Source organism: Seinonella peptonophila (assembly GCF_900129355.1).
Lineage (GTDB): Bacteria > Bacillota > Bacilli > Thermoactinomycetales > Thermoactinomycetaceae > Seinonella > Seinonella peptonophila.
This window is the reverse complement of the sequence record NZ_FQVL01000015.1, coordinates 45138-63191: the sequence shown is the minus strand read 5'-3', so window position 1 is coordinate 63191 and position 18054 is coordinate 45138. Positions and strand designations below refer to the sequence as shown.

Genomic DNA, 18054 nt, shown 5'->3' with positions numbered 1-18054 from the left:
ATTCGTCCAAGAGTACTCCCGCTTCTACAAGCGGTGAGGTGAATGGGACGTGGTTCGGTATCCCTTTTGCGGGGATGCTTAGAACCACTTTTTTTGTTAGAATAGTTGTAGCTCTTTGAAAACTGAAGATATGGGGTTGTTGCTGGAAAGGGTCAGTAACGTAAAATCTTCAACCACCCAGCTCACCGAAGTTGCGAAAACCAAGCGAAAGTAGGGAGCATAGCAGAGCATACTTTGTTTTCACCGCTGGGACGGCGGGTAGAGCCTGCTAAGATAACTGGACGTTGGTCTGGTGTTCGCAGGAATCTACCACCTACAGAGGTGGTAGTAGTTCAACAAATTAGCCCTATACACCTCTACTTCTGACCCACTCACTTTCTTCCCTCCCCAAAGTAAAACACTCAATCATTTTTCATATATAGTCTACTAATCTTTTTCGGCTTCGTTCATTCGATTTGCTACATTAGCTCGATAAGTAGCTTGTACTACGGGAATAAATTCATATGCCCATACCACATCAAACCCAGCCATTCGATACCCTGTACTTGAGTTACTCCAACAAAGAAAGCAGAAACCGAATGGTTTTTGTACCTCATTATACTCCGTATAAAGATCATAACCATATAGGAGTTCAGTTATCTTTCCCTACGCAATCGACTTATCCAACCCCTTAAACCTTTCTTTTCGTTAGCAGCACTTTTCTCAAATTTTTCTTTTAAATATAACGGAGATGATTCAAAATTAGGGTTTTTAAATACTTCAGCACTTGCTCCTTCTCCTGTTCCAAATCTCTGATAATATGCTTGCGTTCTTCTATTTGTGTAATCTTTTATGGGTTTTAGCATTTGGTTTCTATGTTCACAAAGCATTTCAACAAGTTCTAAACTCCAATCGCCTTTTTCCACTATGTCACGTAAACCATCTGACATATAATCATCTTTTGATCTTGCTTTTGGAATAAAATCAAGATCATGACCTAAATCTATCATATGTTCAGGAGAAACAAGTGAAAAAAAATCAAAACCATCTTGTTCATATCGAATATGAGTATTTGATTTTCCTTTATCTTGTGAAATCAAACCTTTTACCTCATTTACTTCTTGCCAATTTCTAATAGTTTGTACATCTGATTTATCAGCAAGCCACATTTCATGAAAAAAATCTTTTTCTTCTGGAGAACATGGGAAAGATATAGGATATGGTGGATACAGTAATTCAACCACTTCCCTATTATCTATTTTATATTGTCTAACTCCAAAATTTTGTTGCTTATCATTTGTCCAATATTTTTCTAGTATTAATTCTACATTCATAACCAATTTCACATCCTCACGATGAAATTTCTTTAAAACTCCTATGTTTTAATATAAATCCGTTAGAGCCAATAGATATGTCGAATTTTCTCTCTGACCACTTCTAAAATCAAATACATATCCAATCATTTTTATTTAAACCAACTAATCACCTAAAATACTTTTTAATTTTTCTGTTTACTCGCACGAACTTATTTGCAACTGTTGTTGCTTTTATCCCTAACATAAATGAAATCTATCTATAAGAAAAGAGACTAACACGATTTAAATTAAATACCTCTTCTTCTCGTAATGAAAGAACCACTTGCAACAATCCTTTCAGTAGTTGTCCCATCCAATAAATAGATCCATTTTAAATTCCGCTGTATCAATTCAATTTGCTCAACAATATGATCCGTCGCTTTGCATGTGGTATGAACTGGCTTAATATTCAATTTAATAAATCTGAGCTGCCAAATTTGATAAAAACATCTATGAAGCCCGTAATAATGGTCTTTTCTAACGAAAAATTTTATTCTTGACAATCGAAGCTACTCTGTATTACTATATAACTGTAATCAGTAATACTTAATATCAGCAATACAAAATACCTGTGGTACAGAGTACTGTGAAAAAAGTTAGTGAAATACTAATGGAGGAATTTATATGGAAAATATCACAGAAATGCTGAAAGGAGTGCTGGAAGGTTGTGTGCTAGAGATTATCAGTCGTGGCGAAACATATGGCTATGAAATCACGCAACACATTCGTGAACTTGGCTTCACCGATGTGGTTGAAGGCACCGTTTATACGATAACGATGCGACTGGAGAAACACAATTTGGTGAACATCGAGAAAAAGCCATCCACTAAGGGACCGCCGAGAAAATTTTACACACTCAACGCAGCAGGTCAAGAGCAACTTGAACTTTTTTGGAGAAAATGGGGTTTCATTTCAAGCAAAATTAATGAACTCAAAACGAAACAAATCACATCAAAAGGAGAGTAATAAAATGAATATTTTTGAAAAATTGATCGGGAGTCTGGATGAAAAGCGAGAATGGAAGGCGATGGAGGCACGTGCGAAGGCACTTCCAAGTGATTACAGCAAAGCTTACAATGCGATGAAAAATTACATTTTTTCATTAGGGGTTGGCACTGAATGGAAGGACTGCAAAAGGATTTTTAGTGGCATTCTTGACCTCCTCGAGGAAGGAGCAGCCGAAGGCAAGAAAGTCACGGACCTAACAGGCGAGGATGTGGCCGCTTTCTGCGACGATCTAGTGAAGGATGAGAAAACTTGGATGGACAAGTATCGTAAAGAGTTGAATCAGAGTATCCAGAAGCGATTGGATAAAAAGTAAGTTCAATCCATCATTCTGACTGAATAGCGGATTACAAATGAGATTTTGCCACCTTCGCTATTCAGTTATATTTTTAACTCAGTAGTAAGTAATACAGATATTCATCCGTACTGATTAGAGGAACATTGGTAATCTAGCGCCTTGTTGCGCTTTATATAAGGAGGAATAAGTATGAGCAATGCAGTGATTTCTGTAAAAGGGTTAAAAAAATCCTTTAAAGACAAGGAAGTCTTAAAGGGAGTGGATTTTGAGGTTCGACGTGGCGAAATTTTCGCACTGCTGGGCTCAAATGGAGCGGGCAAGACAACAACGGTCAATATCCTCTCGACATTGATGAAGCTAGATAGCGGCGAAGTAAGTATTTGCGGCTTTGACGTGAACCGTAAGCCGGATCATGTTCGTCAAAGTATCAGTCTGACCGGACAGTTTGCAGCTGTAGACGGTATGCTCACTGGACGAGAAAATCTGATCATGGTCGCTAATTTGCGGGGCGTTTCCAAACCGGCACAAGTTGCCGACGATCAGCTTTCAAGATTCAGCTTGACCGATGCAGCCAACAAGCGGGCAGATCAGTATTCCGGTGGAATGAAGCGTCGGCTTGATATCGCCATGAGCTTGATTGGGACACCAGCCGTCATTTTTCTTGACGAACCGACGACAGGGCTTGACCCCGAAGCACGAATTGAAGTATGGAATACTGTCAAGGAGCTTGCTAGCAGCGGCACAACAATCTTCCTGACAACCCAGTATCTAGAAGAAGCCGAACAACTGGCAGACCGAATCGCCATCCTACATGGCGGAAAAATCATCACGACTGGTACTCTTGACGAACTCAAAGAAATGTTCCCTCCAGCGAAGGTGGAGTACATTGAGAAGCAACCAACATTGGAAGAGATTTTCCTCGCAATCATTCGTAAAAAGGAGAAGATGTAAATGAAAAGCAAGACAGACGTATTACTCGGTCGTTTACTGCGCAACATCATGCGTAGCCCAGATACAATTATCACAGTGGCGATTATGCCGATTATGATGATGCTGTTGTTTGTCTATGTATTTGGTGGTGCTATAAAGACAGGCACGGATAACTATGTCAATTATTTATTGCCAGGAATCTTGCTGATGTCAATTGCATCCGGTGTCGCTTACACTTCACTGCGACTGTTTACAGATGTACAGAGTGGACTAATGGCGCGTTTCATTTCCATGCCCATCAAGCGCTCGTCGGTTTTGTGGGCTCATGTGTTGACTTCGCTTGTTTCCAACGCACTTACTATCGTGGTGGTGATCCTCGTCGCTCTCTTGATGGGATTCCGTTCCAACGCTGATCTCCTGGATTGGCTCGCAGTAACTGGGATACTTGGGCTTTTTACACTGGCGCTGACTTGGCTGGCGGTGATTCCCGGATTGACAGCGGGATCTATGGAAGGAGCAACAGCCTACTCGTACCCACTGATTTTCCTGCCGTTTATCAGTTCCGCCTTTGTCCCCACGGAAACCATGCCTAAAATTGTCCGTGTATTCGCTGAGAACCAGCCCGTGACTTCAATCGTGAATGCGATTCGTGCCCTCTTGTATGAAGGATCTGTTGGCAACGATATCTGGATCGCACTTACCTGGAGCGTCGTCATCATGGTCATCGCTTACTTCTTCGCTATTAAACAATTTAAACGCCATTTAGGATAAGGGAACTATTATCGCATTAGCTATATTATATAGATCTTAGTTCTACCTCATTTAGATAAAGTATCGATAAAAGCATTGATATCAATATTAAGAAAATGGCTCACATGTAAAAATGATGTGGGCCATTTTCAATTCAAGTATACAATTAGTACCGATACCCTTGCTGTTGTAATCGTCCGCATTCCTAAGTTATATCCAATAATTCTATAACTTCAGCCCCTAATTTAAAAATCTCTTGTAAATAAACATCAATAATCTAGATTCTATAATTGGAAAGAAAGTCTTGTATAATGTAAGTAATCTTAAAAGTATAAAACCCCTAATGTTAATAGTGTGCTTTAGTTTATAAAAGAATCTCGCAAGAATTTAAATTAACATCAGATGTGTATCTATTACTAAGTAATGAGGAGAGATGAACGATACTTACATCACTATTTAAATTTGCTCGATTTGGAGAAAGCATATCTGAGCAAGAATTAGCTGAGACGACTAAGTTTATGGAGGAAATGGCAACTTATCTGAAAGACCCGAGTTCTAGAGATACAAGTATTGAACCATATACCTTTAGTGAAATGGATCGTTTTACTAGATTTCATTTTAGAACGTTTGAACGTTTTTCAACGGATTACCGTCCATATCAGTTTGAAATCGAGAAACTGGAACCTCTGCAAGCTGCAGCGCAACAAGCAGCTGAGAATTTTTTGGAAGCACATCAGAATCCTGACTTACGTTCACAATTATCAGAAACCTCATTCGATAATTTTATGCAGATTTACACTCATATTGCTGAACGGATTCAACATACAAAAGTGAAGCAAGCACTTCGTGGAATTGAAAGTTTACCTATTCAGCATCGTGACAATCATCAAGCAGCGATGGAGCAGATCGCGGATATACACAGAGAGCGATCTACACTCTGGCTAGAATGAGGAGTGGGGATTACGAGATTTCAGATGCAGATCTACATCATGCATTTGATCAGCTCAATCAGTTAGAAATTGGATTAGATACTTTAAGCGGAAATTTGGTCAAGGATATGCCGCAACTATTTGAAGTAGCAGGATTTGTTACTGCAATGGATAACTTAAGTTTAAGGGAACCCCAATCAACAGAGCAATCACAAATAGATTCATTACAAAGAGTAACCCCCCTTATGGAAAAAATCGAAGATATTAAGCAAAAATGGAAAGCGATTGACTTTTCGCCAGCGTACAAGGATTCTAGACCTGGATTCTATTTATCAAACAAAATAGGCAATCTCGCTTCCATTCAAACTAAACATCAAATTTCTTCATTACTTGAAGTAATCAAAGGAAATGATCCAGGCAACCAACTGAGTAAGCGTGATCAATCAATTGTTACCCTAGCTAAAGTAGCTGCCGGAGATTATTCACTGCGATCATCGGACCTTGACCTAGCAAAGTCATTTTTCACATCCCAAGAGAACAAAAGTGATATGACTCAATCGGTCGTATTAGCGGATTCATTGTTTTCACAAATGAGGACACAGCAACTAGTAAATGACACATCAGCAACTCCATCAAATGAGATACGTGATTTTATGGAAGCAGTCATGCCTGTTGTTAAATTTAATGCATATCTAATCGAAAGGAAATTCCAAGATATACAAGATGAAATGGAGAGCACACAGCAGAATACATCAGCTCCACAAATACAATTACCAGAAGGAGATTTTCATAGAGATGCTGGTGGTCCTCCGATTGGTCGAGATCAGGATCGAGAACTTTAAAGAGTAGTCGACCATCTTGATGAACCAGCAGTTGATTATGCAGCTCTTCTAGCTTCCTATGGAAATCATTTTTTTCATATCCTGCAAGATATAGAGCAGATGTCGCGTTATTTGTTGACCGAATTCATTTTTATCATGGTACATTACACTTCAAGTATTTTTGAACATCTCTTCGAAAAAGAAGAATAAGATGGTCGATCTAATGTACAACTTTGTTTGACCAACCTAGCATTTTAACCTATCATAAAAACAAATCGCAATGGTCTTCAACAGTTTAAGAAACAGAATCTTTCTGTTGGTTACCAGCCAGTAATAGGGGGCATCGAGCTTGAGCTAAAGAGCTCTTGCCGACTCTAAGGAGCTACTGTGGGTAAGATCGTGAACCTCACTTCCGAAATCGTCAACCTCTTCAGCGAGAATGGCGAGATGGTCGCATCCTATCCCCCCGAGGGTGTTGTTTCTGTGACAGCCACTGCGAATCCACGCGAAAGCAGTATCTGGTGCGACACGGCTCGCATGAATGTCCCACAAGTCTCGCTCAGGTACGAGATCGTAGGGCTTCCGGAGCAGTGGAACGTGACTTACATCGTATCGAGAGAAGTTCTCAACGCTATTGTAATACACAATCTCGAGAATATGCTTCGCTTGGAATCCAAGCATAGTTCTGAAGAGGAGGACTCTCAAGATTCTCGGAACTTTGGGAAGAAATTCATAACAGGAGTGATGGCCCCCGACTACAGTTCAGAGAGTGCCGTCCTTGACAGCAAGGGGAACATCATCGGCGTCAGAAGGTTTGTCATCTCCTGACGCCACACACAAAAGAGCCAGGCAATGAAATGGAACGCAAGAACCGTTCATTCGCTGTTGGCTCTTTTTGTATTTATTAAAAATTCCCTTGAGAATAGATGAAAGGGATAAAACAATCTGCTGTAACTTCTTAAAACCATTTCTAATGTACATATACAATTAGTATAGATACCCTTGCTGTTATATTCACCCTCATCCCAAGGTTATATCCAATAATTCTACAACTCCACCTCATAATTTATAATATTCTGTAAATAAAGATCGATAATCTAGATTCTATAATTATATTTGGAAGCACATAACAGAATACGTTATCTTCACAAATACAATTATGAAATGAGTCTAAGCGTACAATTTTTCCGAGTGGCCCAAAAAGAACGAATTCATGCCGTATCCCCCTATACCTCAATTATGAAAACACAATAGCACACAACCACATTGTGGCAAGTGTGCTATTGTTGACTCTCGAGTAGACACGGACTATGATGTCAGGCAACTAATCAAGAAGCCTGTCCTTGTGCTTGACTAGTGTCTTCTTCAGGAGGACGACTCGTCCTCCTCCTGTCTTGGCAACTGGGATATCACCACCCTCCCCACCATGCTGACCTGGATGGAGAAGATGATGATCTGGATGATGCTGCCGGTGAGAACGACGGGGAAGGGCAGGGACACTTCCTCTGTAGAGCCGATGCAATAGACTAGGAGACAGATGATCATTAGCATGCCGATCATACTTGCGATCGTGCTGATGAGCAATGTCTTCAGTCCCCTTTTGTTAGACTCTGAAAGCATGCATGATCTCCCTTATAGTAAGCTTATAACCGCAATAAACGGTTCGGACATGGCCGTCGCTTCGAGTCAAATCGAATCCCGTTCAGGTTCGAGATGAAAAATCCTCCTCTACTAGAACGAATAAAGATAACGACCTTCAACCATAATTATATCATTGTTCATAATTTTGGTTAGTTCTAGGTGAAGTATGGAGCCTAGCGCCGAAAGCACATCGTATTCCCCTCGATGGATTTTCTTATGATAAACCCAATCACCTGTACGTTACTGACATCACTAATGTATCGATGAATCAACGCTTTTATTATTTCTCAGCGATCCAACTGTTCAACAATGAAATTGTCGTTTGGCACTTATCCAATCAAAACGATTTGAGATTAGTTATGGATACACTTGAAAAACTCATACAACAAAGAGATGTATGGAGCCATCCTTCATTCCAGATCAAGGCTTCCAATGCTCTGGATTCAAGATGCTGGCTACGAAAGTGCCAAGCGGGTGTTTTCCAAATCCTTGAATAAGGTACAGCTAGACTATCTCGATCTGCACCTTATTCACCAACCTTTCGGCGATTACTACAGCACTTGGTACGCTATGGAAGACCTGTATCGCGAAGGCAAAATCAAGGCGATCGGTGTCAGCAACTTCCTGCCCGACTGTCTGATGGACCTCATCGTGCATAACGAAATCGTGTCCACCATCAACTAGGTCGAAACTCGTTCTACCAGTAGATCGAGAATGCCGTTCTTATGAAAGAGCAAGGAATGCATAACCAGCCATGGGCGCCGTTCGCTGAAAGACTCAACAATATGTTCGGCAACGAACTGCTGACCTCAATCGTGGAAAAACACAACAAGTCCGTCACCCAAGTCGTGTTGGACCGACTTGTTCAGCGTAAAGTTGTTGCTATTCCAAAATCGGTGCGCTAAGAGCGTATGGTCGAAAATTCGACATTTTTGATACCAGATAATTTAGTATTTTGCAAGATCTGATCAACCCCGTAAAGCTCCGGATTGTTGATAGTGCTCTCGGCTACTCTTTTGCAGTGTACAAATCAAAAGGTATGACTAAGTATAGTTGGGTTGAGACTCCACACGCTTGAAAGCGTGGGATTCTTGAGTCGTTAGCGCATTCAATTCATTTCTGCTTCTTGCAACTCCTAAGCTAGGGGCTGTCCCATCAGCACGTCCCATGCAGTTCTACAACGCTAGTTGCATGTATTCACATGAGCGGCGTACCTATTACTAGTACACTCGTTCTCATTCGCGAATGAAAAAGTGGGCTTTCACACTCGCATTTTATAAGCAGATGAAAATAAAAAGAAACATCGACTTAACAACTTATGCAACACCACATTGGACAAAATGTTTGGAATTACCATCGCAGTTCACAATGCTGCATAAACAAAAAAAAACTGCCCAAAAAAATGGTCAATTTTCTAAGTTGATAGAAGCATGAATTCCACCCATAAACCAATCATTAGCCAATCATTAACGTCGTATGAGGTACAATCTGTTCGCTTTCTTTACACAAGTCCCTTCCTCAGAAGAAAAATATCCCTATTTCTATATAATATGCACACAAGCGATAAAGTTCCTTTCTAATGGAGCAAAAAGCATGCCTCTAAATCGGTTCCTCTTTATATATTTTGACCGCTACGTTCAAATCCCGTCTAAACTGAATAAAAATTCGAATAAGTATTGACCGAATCGGTTAATAGGAGTACACTGACAACAATAAACCGATTCGGTTTATGAGAGCAATTTCGTTTAAGTGAGGTGACGCAGATGGAGAAATTTTTCAACTTAGCAACGGAAAAACAACAGAAAATCGTCGATGCAGCATTGGCTTCTTTTGGAGCGAATGGATACAAAAAGACATCGATCCGTGATATTGCCACAGCGGCGGGCATTTCAAAAGCGATGGTCTTTCACTACTTTGGAACCAAAAAACAACTCTATCTCTATTTGATCGAGCACTGCGCCAACACCCTTTTTCACGAAATCAAACACAAATTTGACCCTCACATCGACGATTTTTTTGACCGTATCGAGTTAGTAGGCAATATTAAGTTTGAAGCGATGAAAAAACAACCCTCGATTGGTACGTTTTTGTGGAGTATGTATGAGGAGCAAGATAGCGAGATCAAGCCAATGATTCAAGCTTCGATGGTGAATGGCGAAGCGGAGAAATTTCGCGAGAGTATTGCCTTTACCGGGATGGATGCATCTAAGTTTCGCGAAGATGTCGATCCAAAGCTCGTCTATAAAATGTTGCTCTGGATGGCAGAAGGCTGTTTTCGGCATGTATCCAATTTGGAAGATGGACATATCGATGCTGCGTATGACGAGTACAAAAGAGGTTTGCAGTTGCTAAAAACCGCTTTTTACAAAGAGAATCAGGAGGATTGAGCGCATGTATGCAATCGAATTAAAAAATCTCACCAAACAGTATGGCGCTGAACGTGGTATTATCGATGTCAATATTGCGATCGAACAAGGTGAGATTTTTGGTTTTATTGGACCCAATGGAGCAGGGAAATCGACGACCATCCGCACGTTACTGGGATTGATCAAACCGACGTCTGGGAGCGCGACGATTTTTGGCAAAAACAGCGTGCAGCATCCGGAAGTGCGCAAAGAAGTGGGCTATTTGCCTTCGGAAGTGTTCTATTACGACAACATGCGAGTGGTTGATCTGTTGAAGTATTCGGCGTCGTTTTATAAAAAAGATTGTAATAAACGTATACAAGAACTTGCAAAAGTATTGGATCTCGATCTCAAAAAGAAAATCAACGACCTTTCATTTGGGAACAAGAAAAAAGTTGGTATTGTCCAAGGACTGTTACATGAACCCAAATTGATCATCCTCGATGAACCGACGAGCGGTCTAGATCCGTTAATGCAACAGCGCTTTTTTGAGCTCATCGAAGCAGAAAACAAAAAAGGCGCAACAGTGTTCTTTTCTTCACACATTTTGAGCGAAGTGCAACGGCTGTGTGATCGCGTCGCTTTTATCAAAAAAGGGAAAATTATACAACTCGAGCGTATGAGCGTATTAAAAGAGCACAGCTACAAGCGTGTTGTAATCGAAACGAAAACCGATGTCGATAAAGACGTATTTGCGCTTGATGGAGTCAGCGATCTCAAGCAGGCGGGCAATTCGGTCAGTTTTATTTACAAAGGCAATATCAATGTGATCACTGAAAAACTAGCACAACTAGAACTTATCAATTTATCTGTCGAAGATCCTGATCTCGAAGAAATCTTTTTGCACTACTATGAGAAAGAAGGGTAAATCCGATGAATATGTATGTTCACGAGTTACGCTCGCTCCGCAAATCATCATTCATCTGGGCTTTTGCGCTCGTCGCTTTAGCCGCGCTCTATCTTTCACTCTATCCTGGTGTCGCCAAAGATGTCACGGCGTTTAAGGAACTGATCAGCGGCTATCCGCCAACAGTGCGTGCATTGCTTGGCATCAATCTTGAACGCCTTTCAACGTTGCTAGGCTTTTACCCGATGGTGTTTAGTTTTATTGTGTTGTGTGGTGCAGTGCAGAGCATGCAACTGGGGCTCTCCATTTTATCGAAAGAAATGAGCGAGCGAACAGCAGATTTCTTACTCGTCAAACCAGTTTCACGCTCGGCGATCGTCACATCCAAAGTGTTCGCGGCGCTAACGATGATTTTGTTGATCGATATCGTTTTTTTTGCAGCGCTCATTGGCTTGCTGCAAGTGATCGATGTTGGTGCGTTTGATCGCCAGCTATTTTTCCTCATCAATGTGACACTTGTATTTATCCAGTTGATCTTTTTCGCACTAGGTCTCGCGATCTCGGTATTCTTCCGCAAATTAAAAGCAGTATTGCCGATCACTCTTGGCGTCGTTATCGGGTTTTACATGCTTTTTGCATTATTTGGCAAAGACAGAGGAGAGCTCTTCCGCTTTTTCTCGCCATTTCAATACTTTGATGTCGGCTATATACTCGATCATGGCACATTGGAGTGGCCATATCTTCTGGCAACAGCAGTCGTGTTTCTCGTTTGCTTGGTGATCAGCTATCTCGTGTTTACACGAAAAGATATTGATGCAATCTAAAGGAGGGGTGAACGATGAATGTTTTTTGGCAAGAAATAAAGGCTAACACCAAAGCACTGATCATTTGGAGTATTTGTATGGTGTTGCTCGTCGCTAGTGGCATGGCCAAATACACAGCATATTCCGCTGGTGGCGCAGGGAGCGAAGCGATTAAAAGCTTGCCGGAATCGGTGCGGGCGTTACTGGGGATCAACGATTTTGATGTGACGATGATGGCAGGATTTTTTGCGATGCTCTTTCTTTATATTGAGCTAGCACTCGCCATTCACGCAGTCTTGCTCGGCAGTGGCATTATTGCTAAAGAAGAGCGCGACAAAACAACGGAATTTCTACTCGTCAAACCGCTCTCGCGAGCAAGCATCATCACGGCAAAACTATGCGCCGCACTCGTAAATATCCTCATCTTAAATACGATCACCTTTGTGGCATCTGACTTTTTTACAAAGCAATTTAACGATGGTAAAGCAATCACGAGCGAATTGCTAACATTTTTCTTCAGCCTCCTGCTCGTACAACTCTTGTTTGTAACCCTTGGCGCCTTTTTTGCTGCTACCCTGCACAATCCTAAGTCGTCTGGCTCATTGGCGGTAGGAGTATTGCTTCTTTCATTTTTTATCGGAAAGATTACCGATCTTACATCCAATCTCGATGTGTTAAATGTGTTGTCGCCGTTCAAATACTTTGACTATGCCTTGATGGTGCAAGGCGATCGGCTTGATGTGCTCACCGTGGCGCTTACCTTTGCGGCGTCAGTGCTATTGACGGTGGGGACATATGTATTTTATCGCAAACGTGATATGAGTGTTTAATGTTATAGTTAGCGGGGCTATCCCAAAAGGTCATCGAATGACCTAAGGGCCCCTTTTTCCAAGTTGAAATTGATATCTGAACTAGTTCCTCTTTTGTATCACAACCATATGACCCGGAAATTGTATTTGCTTTTGACCTACAAAAACAAAAGGTAACAATGGTCCCTGCTGAAAATGTTTTGGATTAAAGCACTCTTCAATCATGGCTTTACTTATAGGAACTGGCGGGATCACTCCATCCAGTTCGGGCAATTGAGAAAGCATGTGCTTGCCCATTTGATAAACTTCCTCAGTCAATTGGGCAAGACCACGTATAAACAGCTTTCCTCCTGGCTTTAAAACCCGATATAATTCTTTTGCGTATTGTGGTCGATCTGCTTCTGAAATGATGTGAAAGCAACCTCTGTCGTTTGCGAAATCAATAGACTCGTCATCCAATTCTAATGCCAATACATTCTCTTCACGAAAATCAATATCCAACTTACATTGTTGAGCATTGTTTTTCGCTATTTTGATTGCTTCTTTCGAAAGATCTATACCGATTGTCCGAAAGCCAATTTGAGCAAGAAAAATTGATTCATATCCACTTCCACAACCGATATCCAAGGCTGTTTCGTCTTTCGACGGTAAACCAGAAGCTGCTATCAACGCGACCAATTCGGGTGTAACTGCACCATAGTCCCAATGTAGATAAAAATCATCCTCATATACACGTTCCCATAACACAAAAATCACCTCGTTTTAATGTTCTAATTATCTGCATAATCTTATATTTTTTATCACCTTATATCTCCATTAGTACGATTGTTCAGATAAAATAATCACCAATAAATTATTTTGGACTAATGTCAACGTCATTTCCAATCGATTGCTCAGTCCATGCCTCATCCACTGTCGCAAGCTCAATCATTTTTAAGATGGACCCTTTACTTGATCCAGAATTACTTTTCCCGCTTCCATTTCCATTGCTTGCGAGGTGATTTTGCTACTCTTGTTATTCACTTTGATCGATGCCGTCTCAATGGCTTGCACCTGTGCCTTCTCTAAATGCGTTAAGGGACGTATCTCAATTTCATAGGTTTGATCTCCTACTTGGATTTGAACGGTTTCTGTATAGTCTTTTCCTGCCAGCATTGCAGGTGTTAATTTAACTTGCACTAAACCTCTCTCCTTCGATTTAAATTCATTTAGAGGATACAGAGTATTAGTATATAATTAAAAAGCGAGGTGAGAAAATTGAGTAAACTGAATCGTTCTGATCAAACATTAAATAGAGCCTATGCTCTTTCAAGACAATCAAAGGGTTTACGCGTTACATCTCATATTGTTAGTTGGGCTGGTATAGCATTACTTGCAGTGAGTTTAGGCTCAGATGTTTATGCAGTCAGTAATATGATTGAAGCATCCAGAACTCCTGCTGTTGAACAAAAACTAGAGAATTCATCAGAAGCCAGAATTGGGATTGGCACTGCACTAATTTCAGTATTAGCCAGTATTCCTTTCAGTTATGGCTCATCTGCTTTAAAAAAAGGGGCATCTTCAAAGAATCAACAAGCACGAGAAACATTCAAAAGCTATGTTAGAGGGAATCCAAGCGCCGTGACATCAAAAAATCTGGAAACTAAATTGTTGAAGTTAAAAGATCATTATCCTGTTCTCGGCTCATATCGAATACCAGCACCCAATATCAAACAAAGATAAATATTATTTTTTTAGTAATTCACTTTATTATTGGTAACGGAAAACTCAATGGGTCCCACTCCATCACTAGCGACTAATCCGCGTAGTGTGGCAGTTTGTTCAATCCGTTCCCGACCTTCAAGAAGCTGCGTCATCGAAGTATAGACAAAACGTGGAATCAAGATATCAAAATTTGAGCCTACGTCGATGGTGAGAGCATGCTCAGAAAGGGTGCTAGGATTCGGACCTGTCGCACTTCCCCAGAACTTTTCTAGTTGTACCGTTGAGAAAAACCCCATTTCTACCTCGACTATAAACGCCCCTCGAAAAGCTCTTCGGGGAAATATGTATAAAAATATTCACAAGCCTTCTCTACCAAATCTATTTCATCATAAATTTAAAGAATATATAATATATACTTAATTCTCTTTAAAAAGCGGGTGTTATATGAATATTTCATTTAACATGGACATAAAAGACAATGCAATATTCCAAAGGTTTATGCTTAAAAAACCGAGAGTTATGTTTTTCCATAGTTATTTTCCATACTTTGCCCTTTTCATGTATATTGGATTTTATACATTTCAAGAAGAACCATTGTTATTATCAATATGGGAAGAAATTTCAATTGATATCATAATGCTTTTGATTGCATTACTGTTTTCCATCATTACATCCCACTTAAATATCCATTATTGGATCAAAAAAAATCCTAACAAACTCGAACTAGGACCTCATACAGTGAAAATCGATGGAGAAGGTTTAACCTATCAAAGTCCAGTAAGCAATGGGTTTACCCAATGGTCAGGACTAGAAAGAATTGAAAGAAACAAACAATATTTCTATGTGTTCATTAATCCAATCATGGCTCACATTATACCGATTCGAGCATTCTCTTCCTCAAATGAAGCCGAACAATTTTATTTACAAATTCAAACATACTTAAAAAGAAAATAATGAACACAGCAACCTTATTATCCCAAAACAAATAAGGTTGTTTTTCACTCTTTTCTCTGAATCCGAAAGGCAAATTCTACACTGACCAATAGACATTACTATTGGCAACTGCTTCATAGCTAGGTTCAACATTCAAAGGACGCACATCATAAACAACTCCATTTAGCGTCCGTCTGTCGAGATCACATCATAGACCAAAAAAGCCAAATCATCGGCTGAATCTTTACCTTGTGTTGCATTGAGATCATGAACCATCACCACAAAGGCAAAGGAGAAGTTATGAATGGCAGTATGACCCCCTCGTACTTTCCCCACGTTATTTAATGAGTTTTGGAGATCGATATTTCCGTAAAGTTCATGAAATTTATGAGCTACTTCTTCGATCTTCTCTGCTAAAACAAGATCACTGTCATGATCTGGTTCATCTGGAATAAGCACAGGACCATAGACGATTTTCTTTTCTTTGTTCTTCAGAACCAATGGCGCTGTAAGTTCTGTCATACTACCTCTCCTCTCTATTTATGTAATTTACTTAGAAATATTGAATATACATAGAACATTATTAATCGAAAATGGGGTGAAGTCATGTCTGATCCATTTGTAGTCCGTTCGTTAGACGAAATACGATTTTGGTCACGAATCATGAAAGAGCACTCACTCTTCTTAAAGCTCGGTTTCCGATGTGAAGATACCCAATTGATTCAGGAGGCAGACGAGTTTTATAGTATTTTCGAAAGCATTGAAAACAAATCCCATGCTTATTCAGAAGAAACAGACCCAAAAACCATCCATCGTTTTAATTCAAAAGTTTATAATGCCGCAACACATATTTGGGCTTTTAAAAGAAAAGTATTAGGATTAGTTCTAAGATGTAAGCTGCCTGGTGCAAACAACTTCCCTTTATTAATCGACCATGTGAGTAGAGAGGCTAATTATTTTAGAAAACGTCTTAAAGAGCTTAATACGGGGACATTAGAACCGATATCTGATGCGATTATTTATGAAAATGTGTTCTTTTTAAGAATTATGGCTGACCATGCAAAATTTATTAGCCATTTACTTGATCCCTCTGAACGTCAACTAGTAGAGCAATCAAGAAACTTCAGTTTCGAGTTTGATCAATTACTAAATCAAGCAAGAGATTTAGATTCAATGAAACCTCAATCACAAACAGGTCCATTACTTGGTCAATTTTTAGATCAGAATCGAGTATCAGTTAAATCACTACGAGATTTTAAGAAAACAGCACGAGAATTAATCGAGGCATGCCGAATCAAGAGCATCATTCATCCCTTACTAGCAGATCATGTATTTCGAGAAGCTGAACGATTTCTTTTTATCATTGATATGTTTGAAAGATACCTAAATACCAACGATGTGAAAAAAGATAATCGAAAAGAACCTCATTCTATTGAATTCTAATTTACAATTAATTTACTAAGGACTCTATTACCATTAGCTTCTTCCATGGGAGTTGGAAAAATAGGGTCTAACCCTACATCTACAATTGATCCACTCGACTATTGGACCCGTTCGATCTCCTGGAATATAAAGTCCATTGGAAAACCGTTCATGGATGCCTACGACTTCTCCATGCAGCTTAATATGATTCGCTTTATCCCTTGGATCATGCCCACGCACGCGTGAATCTCTGGCTGTGAGCCACTGTTTATACTGCACCCCAAACCCTTCCATTGTTCGCTGTGCGCTTTCATTTTGAGCTTGGTTGATTTCGGTTCGAGCAATCAAACGCAAACGAGATCCCTTCAATCCTTGAAATACTTCACGTAATTCATTTGCTGCATCTCGAATCCCTAAACCTTGTTCATAAGATCGACTAAGCGATTCTGCGACATCTCCGACTAATGCTTCAATCGAGGATTGGCTAAACGTATACACCTTCCCTAGTAACCAACTTGCTGTCCCAAGGATCAAACTCAGTAAAATTCACCTGTATCCCATGTTCTCGCAACTCTTGCAGCGTAATGAATCGACCCCACTTTTGTTCCCGCTGGGCGGCTTCTACTATCTGCTGTGTAAAATCATTGGTAATCTCTTTGACAAACTCATCAATAAAAAGTCTTCTTCCCTCGATCGTAGAAGAAATATACCCACACTTGACCAGCTTACAGATTGAAGCTGTTCCAAAGGTACACCACCGATAAATGTCTGATCCATCAAAGAATGCTCCATTCTCTCTTCACCCAAATTCTCTCGAATCTGATTCAGCGTAATTCCCCCCATCTGAAACAGCATCTGGTAAATCTGTGTGTCCCTCTGTTCATCTCGGGTGCGGACAGAATATCGAATAACCCGTAATAGTCCGACTGGGAAGTATAGTTCACAATCTGGAGACTTCATATGCTTGCTGTTCCTCGCTTAAATTGTCTATGCTCCAATCTTCTTAAACCATCGCTTTTATGTCCTCTCACTTGTACATCGCGAATCTCATCCTTATGTCTTCGCATCAAATAAGCAGGAGTATGCTCAAAGCCAACTACAATATCTTGATCCTTGATTATCTCTAAATAGCCATCGCCCGTTGCTTCATAGTCTTCCATCCACTGCGTAAAAATCTCTTCCATCGTTTGATCAGGATGCAAATCAAGGGAGATAGACAGCTTCATCTGATCATCTCCACTTCATCTTCTTCAATTAAAAGTCACAACATCCATTTCTTCATTTGCACTAGTCAGATAGGAAATCCCGTAACTCTTGACACATTTACTCATGCAGTAACCGAAAACAAATAAAATCTCAATGTGGTCAAATCAACTTTCTCAAAATACAAAAAGCCACAAACCCTTACGCATCAAGGGATTGC

24 protein-coding genes and 1 pseudogene are annotated in these 18054 nt (G+C 40.2%); 16 read left to right on the top strand and 9 right to left on the bottom strand.

What is annotated here, in order from left to right; all coding sequences use genetic code 11:
• Window positions 1-635 precede the first annotated feature (635 nt).
• Window positions 636-1313, bottom strand: coding sequence for a hypothetical protein (locus BUB71_RS16635; RefSeq protein ID WP_073157550.1), 678 nt, complete (start codon window positions 1311-1313; stop codon window positions 636-638).
• Between the two features lie 645 nt (window positions 1314-1958).
• Here BUB71_RS16635 and BUB71_RS16630 point away from each other — a divergent pair.
• From BUB71_RS16630 to BUB71_RS16600, 7 genes are all read left to right on the top strand, one after another.
• The gene (locus BUB71_RS16630; RefSeq protein WP_073157547.1) at window positions 1959-2300 is read left to right on the top strand and encodes a PadR family transcriptional regulator; all 342 of its coding nucleotides are present in this window, start codon (window positions 1959-1961) and stop codon (window positions 2298-2300) included.
• A gap of 4 nt (window positions 2301-2304) precedes the next feature.
• Entirely contained in the window at window positions 2305-2655 is a 351-nt protein-coding gene (locus BUB71_RS16625; RefSeq protein WP_073157545.1) for a DUF1048 domain-containing protein, read from the top strand.
• A gap of 171 nt (window positions 2656-2826) precedes the next feature.
• Entirely contained in the window at window positions 2827-3588 is a 762-nt protein-coding gene (locus tag BUB71_RS16620; RefSeq protein WP_073157542.1) for an ABC transporter ATP-binding protein, read from the top strand.
• Window positions 3589-4338 carry an ABC transporter permease gene (locus BUB71_RS16615; protein WP_073157539.1) on the top strand — a complete coding sequence of 250 codons (750 nt, stop codon included), beginning with the start codon at window positions 3589-3591 and terminating at the stop codon, window positions 4336-4338.
• 506 nt (window positions 4339-4844) lie between these two features.
• On the top strand, window positions 4845-5267 hold the full coding sequence (locus BUB71_RS16610) for a hypothetical protein (protein ID WP_073157536.1): 423 nt from the start codon (window positions 4845-4847) through the stop codon (window positions 5265-5267).
• Window positions 5264-6088 (top strand): hypothetical protein, encoded by an 825-nt coding sequence (locus BUB71_RS16605; protein WP_073157533.1) that lies wholly within the window; start codon window positions 5264-5266, stop codon window positions 6086-6088. The genes BUB71_RS16610 and BUB71_RS16605 overlap by 4 nt, the downstream gene beginning before the upstream one ends.
• A gap of 366 nt (window positions 6089-6454) precedes the next feature.
• Complete coding sequence (locus BUB71_RS16600) at window positions 6455-6895, top strand: hypothetical protein (RefSeq protein ID WP_073157530.1); 441 nt, start codon at window positions 6455-6457, stop codon at window positions 6893-6895.
• 537 nt (window positions 6896-7432) lie between these two features.
• Here the strand turns inward: BUB71_RS16600 and BUB71_RS19260 are convergent.
• On the bottom strand, window positions 7433-7687 hold the full coding sequence (locus tag BUB71_RS19260; protein ID WP_139279159.1) for a hypothetical protein: 255 nt from the start codon (window positions 7685-7687) through the stop codon (window positions 7433-7435).
• A 215-nt stretch (window positions 7688-7902) separates the two neighbouring features.
• On the opposite strand from BUB71_RS19260, the gene BUB71_RS20400 reads away from it, so the two are divergent.
• From BUB71_RS20400 to BUB71_RS16570, 6 genes and pseudogenes are all read left to right on the top strand, one after another.
• On the top strand, window positions 7903-8205 hold the full coding sequence (locus BUB71_RS20400; RefSeq protein ID WP_422785155.1) for a DDE-type integrase/transposase/recombinase: 303 nt from the start codon (window positions 7903-7905) through the stop codon (window positions 8203-8205).
• Window positions 8144-8610: pseudogene (locus tag BUB71_RS18945) on the top strand (aldo/keto reductase); the annotation flags it as partial. The gene BUB71_RS20400 and the pseudogene BUB71_RS18945, both read left to right, overlap by 62 nt.
• Before the next feature lie 861 nt (window positions 8611-9471).
• Window positions 9472-10095 (top strand): TetR/AcrR family transcriptional regulator, encoded by a 624-nt coding sequence (locus tag BUB71_RS16585; RefSeq protein ID WP_073157518.1) that lies wholly within the window; start codon window positions 9472-9474, stop codon window positions 10093-10095.
• A gap of 4 nt (window positions 10096-10099) precedes the next feature.
• Window positions 10100-10981, top strand: a complete 882-nt coding sequence (locus BUB71_RS16580) for an ABC transporter ATP-binding protein (protein ID WP_073157514.1) — start codon at window positions 10100-10102, stop codon at window positions 10979-10981.
• A gap of 5 nt (window positions 10982-10986) precedes the next feature.
• Entirely contained in the window at window positions 10987-11784 is a 798-nt protein-coding gene (locus tag BUB71_RS16575; protein ID WP_073157511.1) for an ABC transporter permease subunit, read from the top strand.
• Window positions 11785-11798: 14 nt separating this feature from the next.
• Window positions 11799-12593 (top strand): ABC transporter permease subunit, encoded by a 795-nt coding sequence (locus BUB71_RS16570; protein ID WP_073157507.1) that lies wholly within the window; start codon window positions 11799-11801, stop codon window positions 12591-12593.
• Window positions 12594-12674: 81 nt separating this feature from the next.
• Here the strand turns inward: BUB71_RS16570 and BUB71_RS16565 are convergent, their stop codons facing one another.
• Both BUB71_RS16565 and BUB71_RS16560 read right to left on the bottom strand, forming a co-directional pair.
• A complete protein-coding gene (locus BUB71_RS16565) occupies window positions 12675-13319 on the bottom strand; it encodes a class I SAM-dependent methyltransferase (protein ID WP_073157504.1) in 645 nt (214 codons plus the stop codon).
• Between the two features lie 186 nt (window positions 13320-13505).
• Complete coding sequence (locus BUB71_RS16560; RefSeq protein ID WP_073157501.1) at window positions 13506-13751, bottom strand: hypothetical protein; 246 nt, start codon at window positions 13749-13751, stop codon at window positions 13506-13508.
• A 78-nt stretch (window positions 13752-13829) separates the two neighbouring features.
• On the opposite strand from BUB71_RS16560, the gene BUB71_RS16555 reads away from it, so the two are divergent.
• The gene (locus BUB71_RS16555; protein ID WP_073157497.1) at window positions 13830-14294 is read left to right on the top strand and encodes a hypothetical protein; all 465 of its coding nucleotides are present in this window, start codon (window positions 13830-13832) and stop codon (window positions 14292-14294) included.
• 11 nt (window positions 14295-14305) lie between these two features.
• Here BUB71_RS16555 and BUB71_RS16550 read toward each other — a convergent pair whose 3' ends face one another.
• A complete protein-coding gene (locus BUB71_RS16550; RefSeq protein ID WP_073157494.1) occupies window positions 14306-14572 on the bottom strand; it encodes a hypothetical protein in 267 nt (88 codons plus the stop codon).
• Window positions 14573-14720: 148 nt separating this feature from the next.
• Here BUB71_RS16550 and BUB71_RS16545 point away from each other — a divergent pair, with 148 nt between their 5' ends.
• A complete protein-coding gene (locus BUB71_RS16545) occupies window positions 14721-15230 on the top strand; it encodes a YcxB family protein (RefSeq protein ID WP_073157489.1) in 510 nt (169 codons plus the stop codon).
• A 162-nt stretch (window positions 15231-15392) separates the two neighbouring features.
• On the opposite strand, the gene BUB71_RS16540 is transcribed toward BUB71_RS16545, so the two are convergent.
• A complete protein-coding gene (locus BUB71_RS16540; protein ID WP_245815684.1) occupies window positions 15393-15731 on the bottom strand; it encodes an XkdF-like putative serine protease domain-containing protein in 339 nt (112 codons plus the stop codon).
• Between the two features lie 84 nt (window positions 15732-15815).
• Between BUB71_RS16540 and BUB71_RS16535 the strand changes: the two genes are divergently transcribed.
• Window positions 15816-16652, top strand: a complete 837-nt coding sequence (locus BUB71_RS16535) for a DUF2935 domain-containing protein (protein WP_073157485.1) — start codon at window positions 15816-15818, stop codon at window positions 16650-16652.
• A gap of 33 nt (window positions 16653-16685) precedes the next feature.
• On the opposite strand, the gene BUB71_RS16530 is transcribed toward BUB71_RS16535, so the two are convergent.
• The 3 genes from BUB71_RS16530 to BUB71_RS16520 all read right to left on the bottom strand — a co-directional run bounded on the left by BUB71_RS16530 (window position 16686) and on the right by BUB71_RS16520 (window position 17857).
• Window positions 16686-17165: a phage head morphogenesis protein gene (locus BUB71_RS16530; RefSeq protein WP_175552407.1), complete on the bottom strand. Its 480-nt coding sequence runs from the start codon at window positions 17163-17165 to the stop codon at window positions 16686-16688.
• 90 nt (window positions 17166-17255) lie between these two features.
• Window positions 17256-17591, bottom strand: a complete 336-nt coding sequence (locus BUB71_RS16525; protein WP_073157481.1) for a hypothetical protein — start codon at window positions 17589-17591, stop codon at window positions 17256-17258.
• Window positions 17588-17857: a hypothetical protein gene (locus BUB71_RS16520; RefSeq protein WP_073157479.1), complete on the bottom strand. Its 270-nt coding sequence runs from the start codon at window positions 17855-17857 to the stop codon at window positions 17588-17590. The genes BUB71_RS16525 and BUB71_RS16520 overlap by 4 nt, the downstream gene beginning before the upstream one ends.
• Window positions 17858-18054 lie beyond the last annotated feature (197 nt).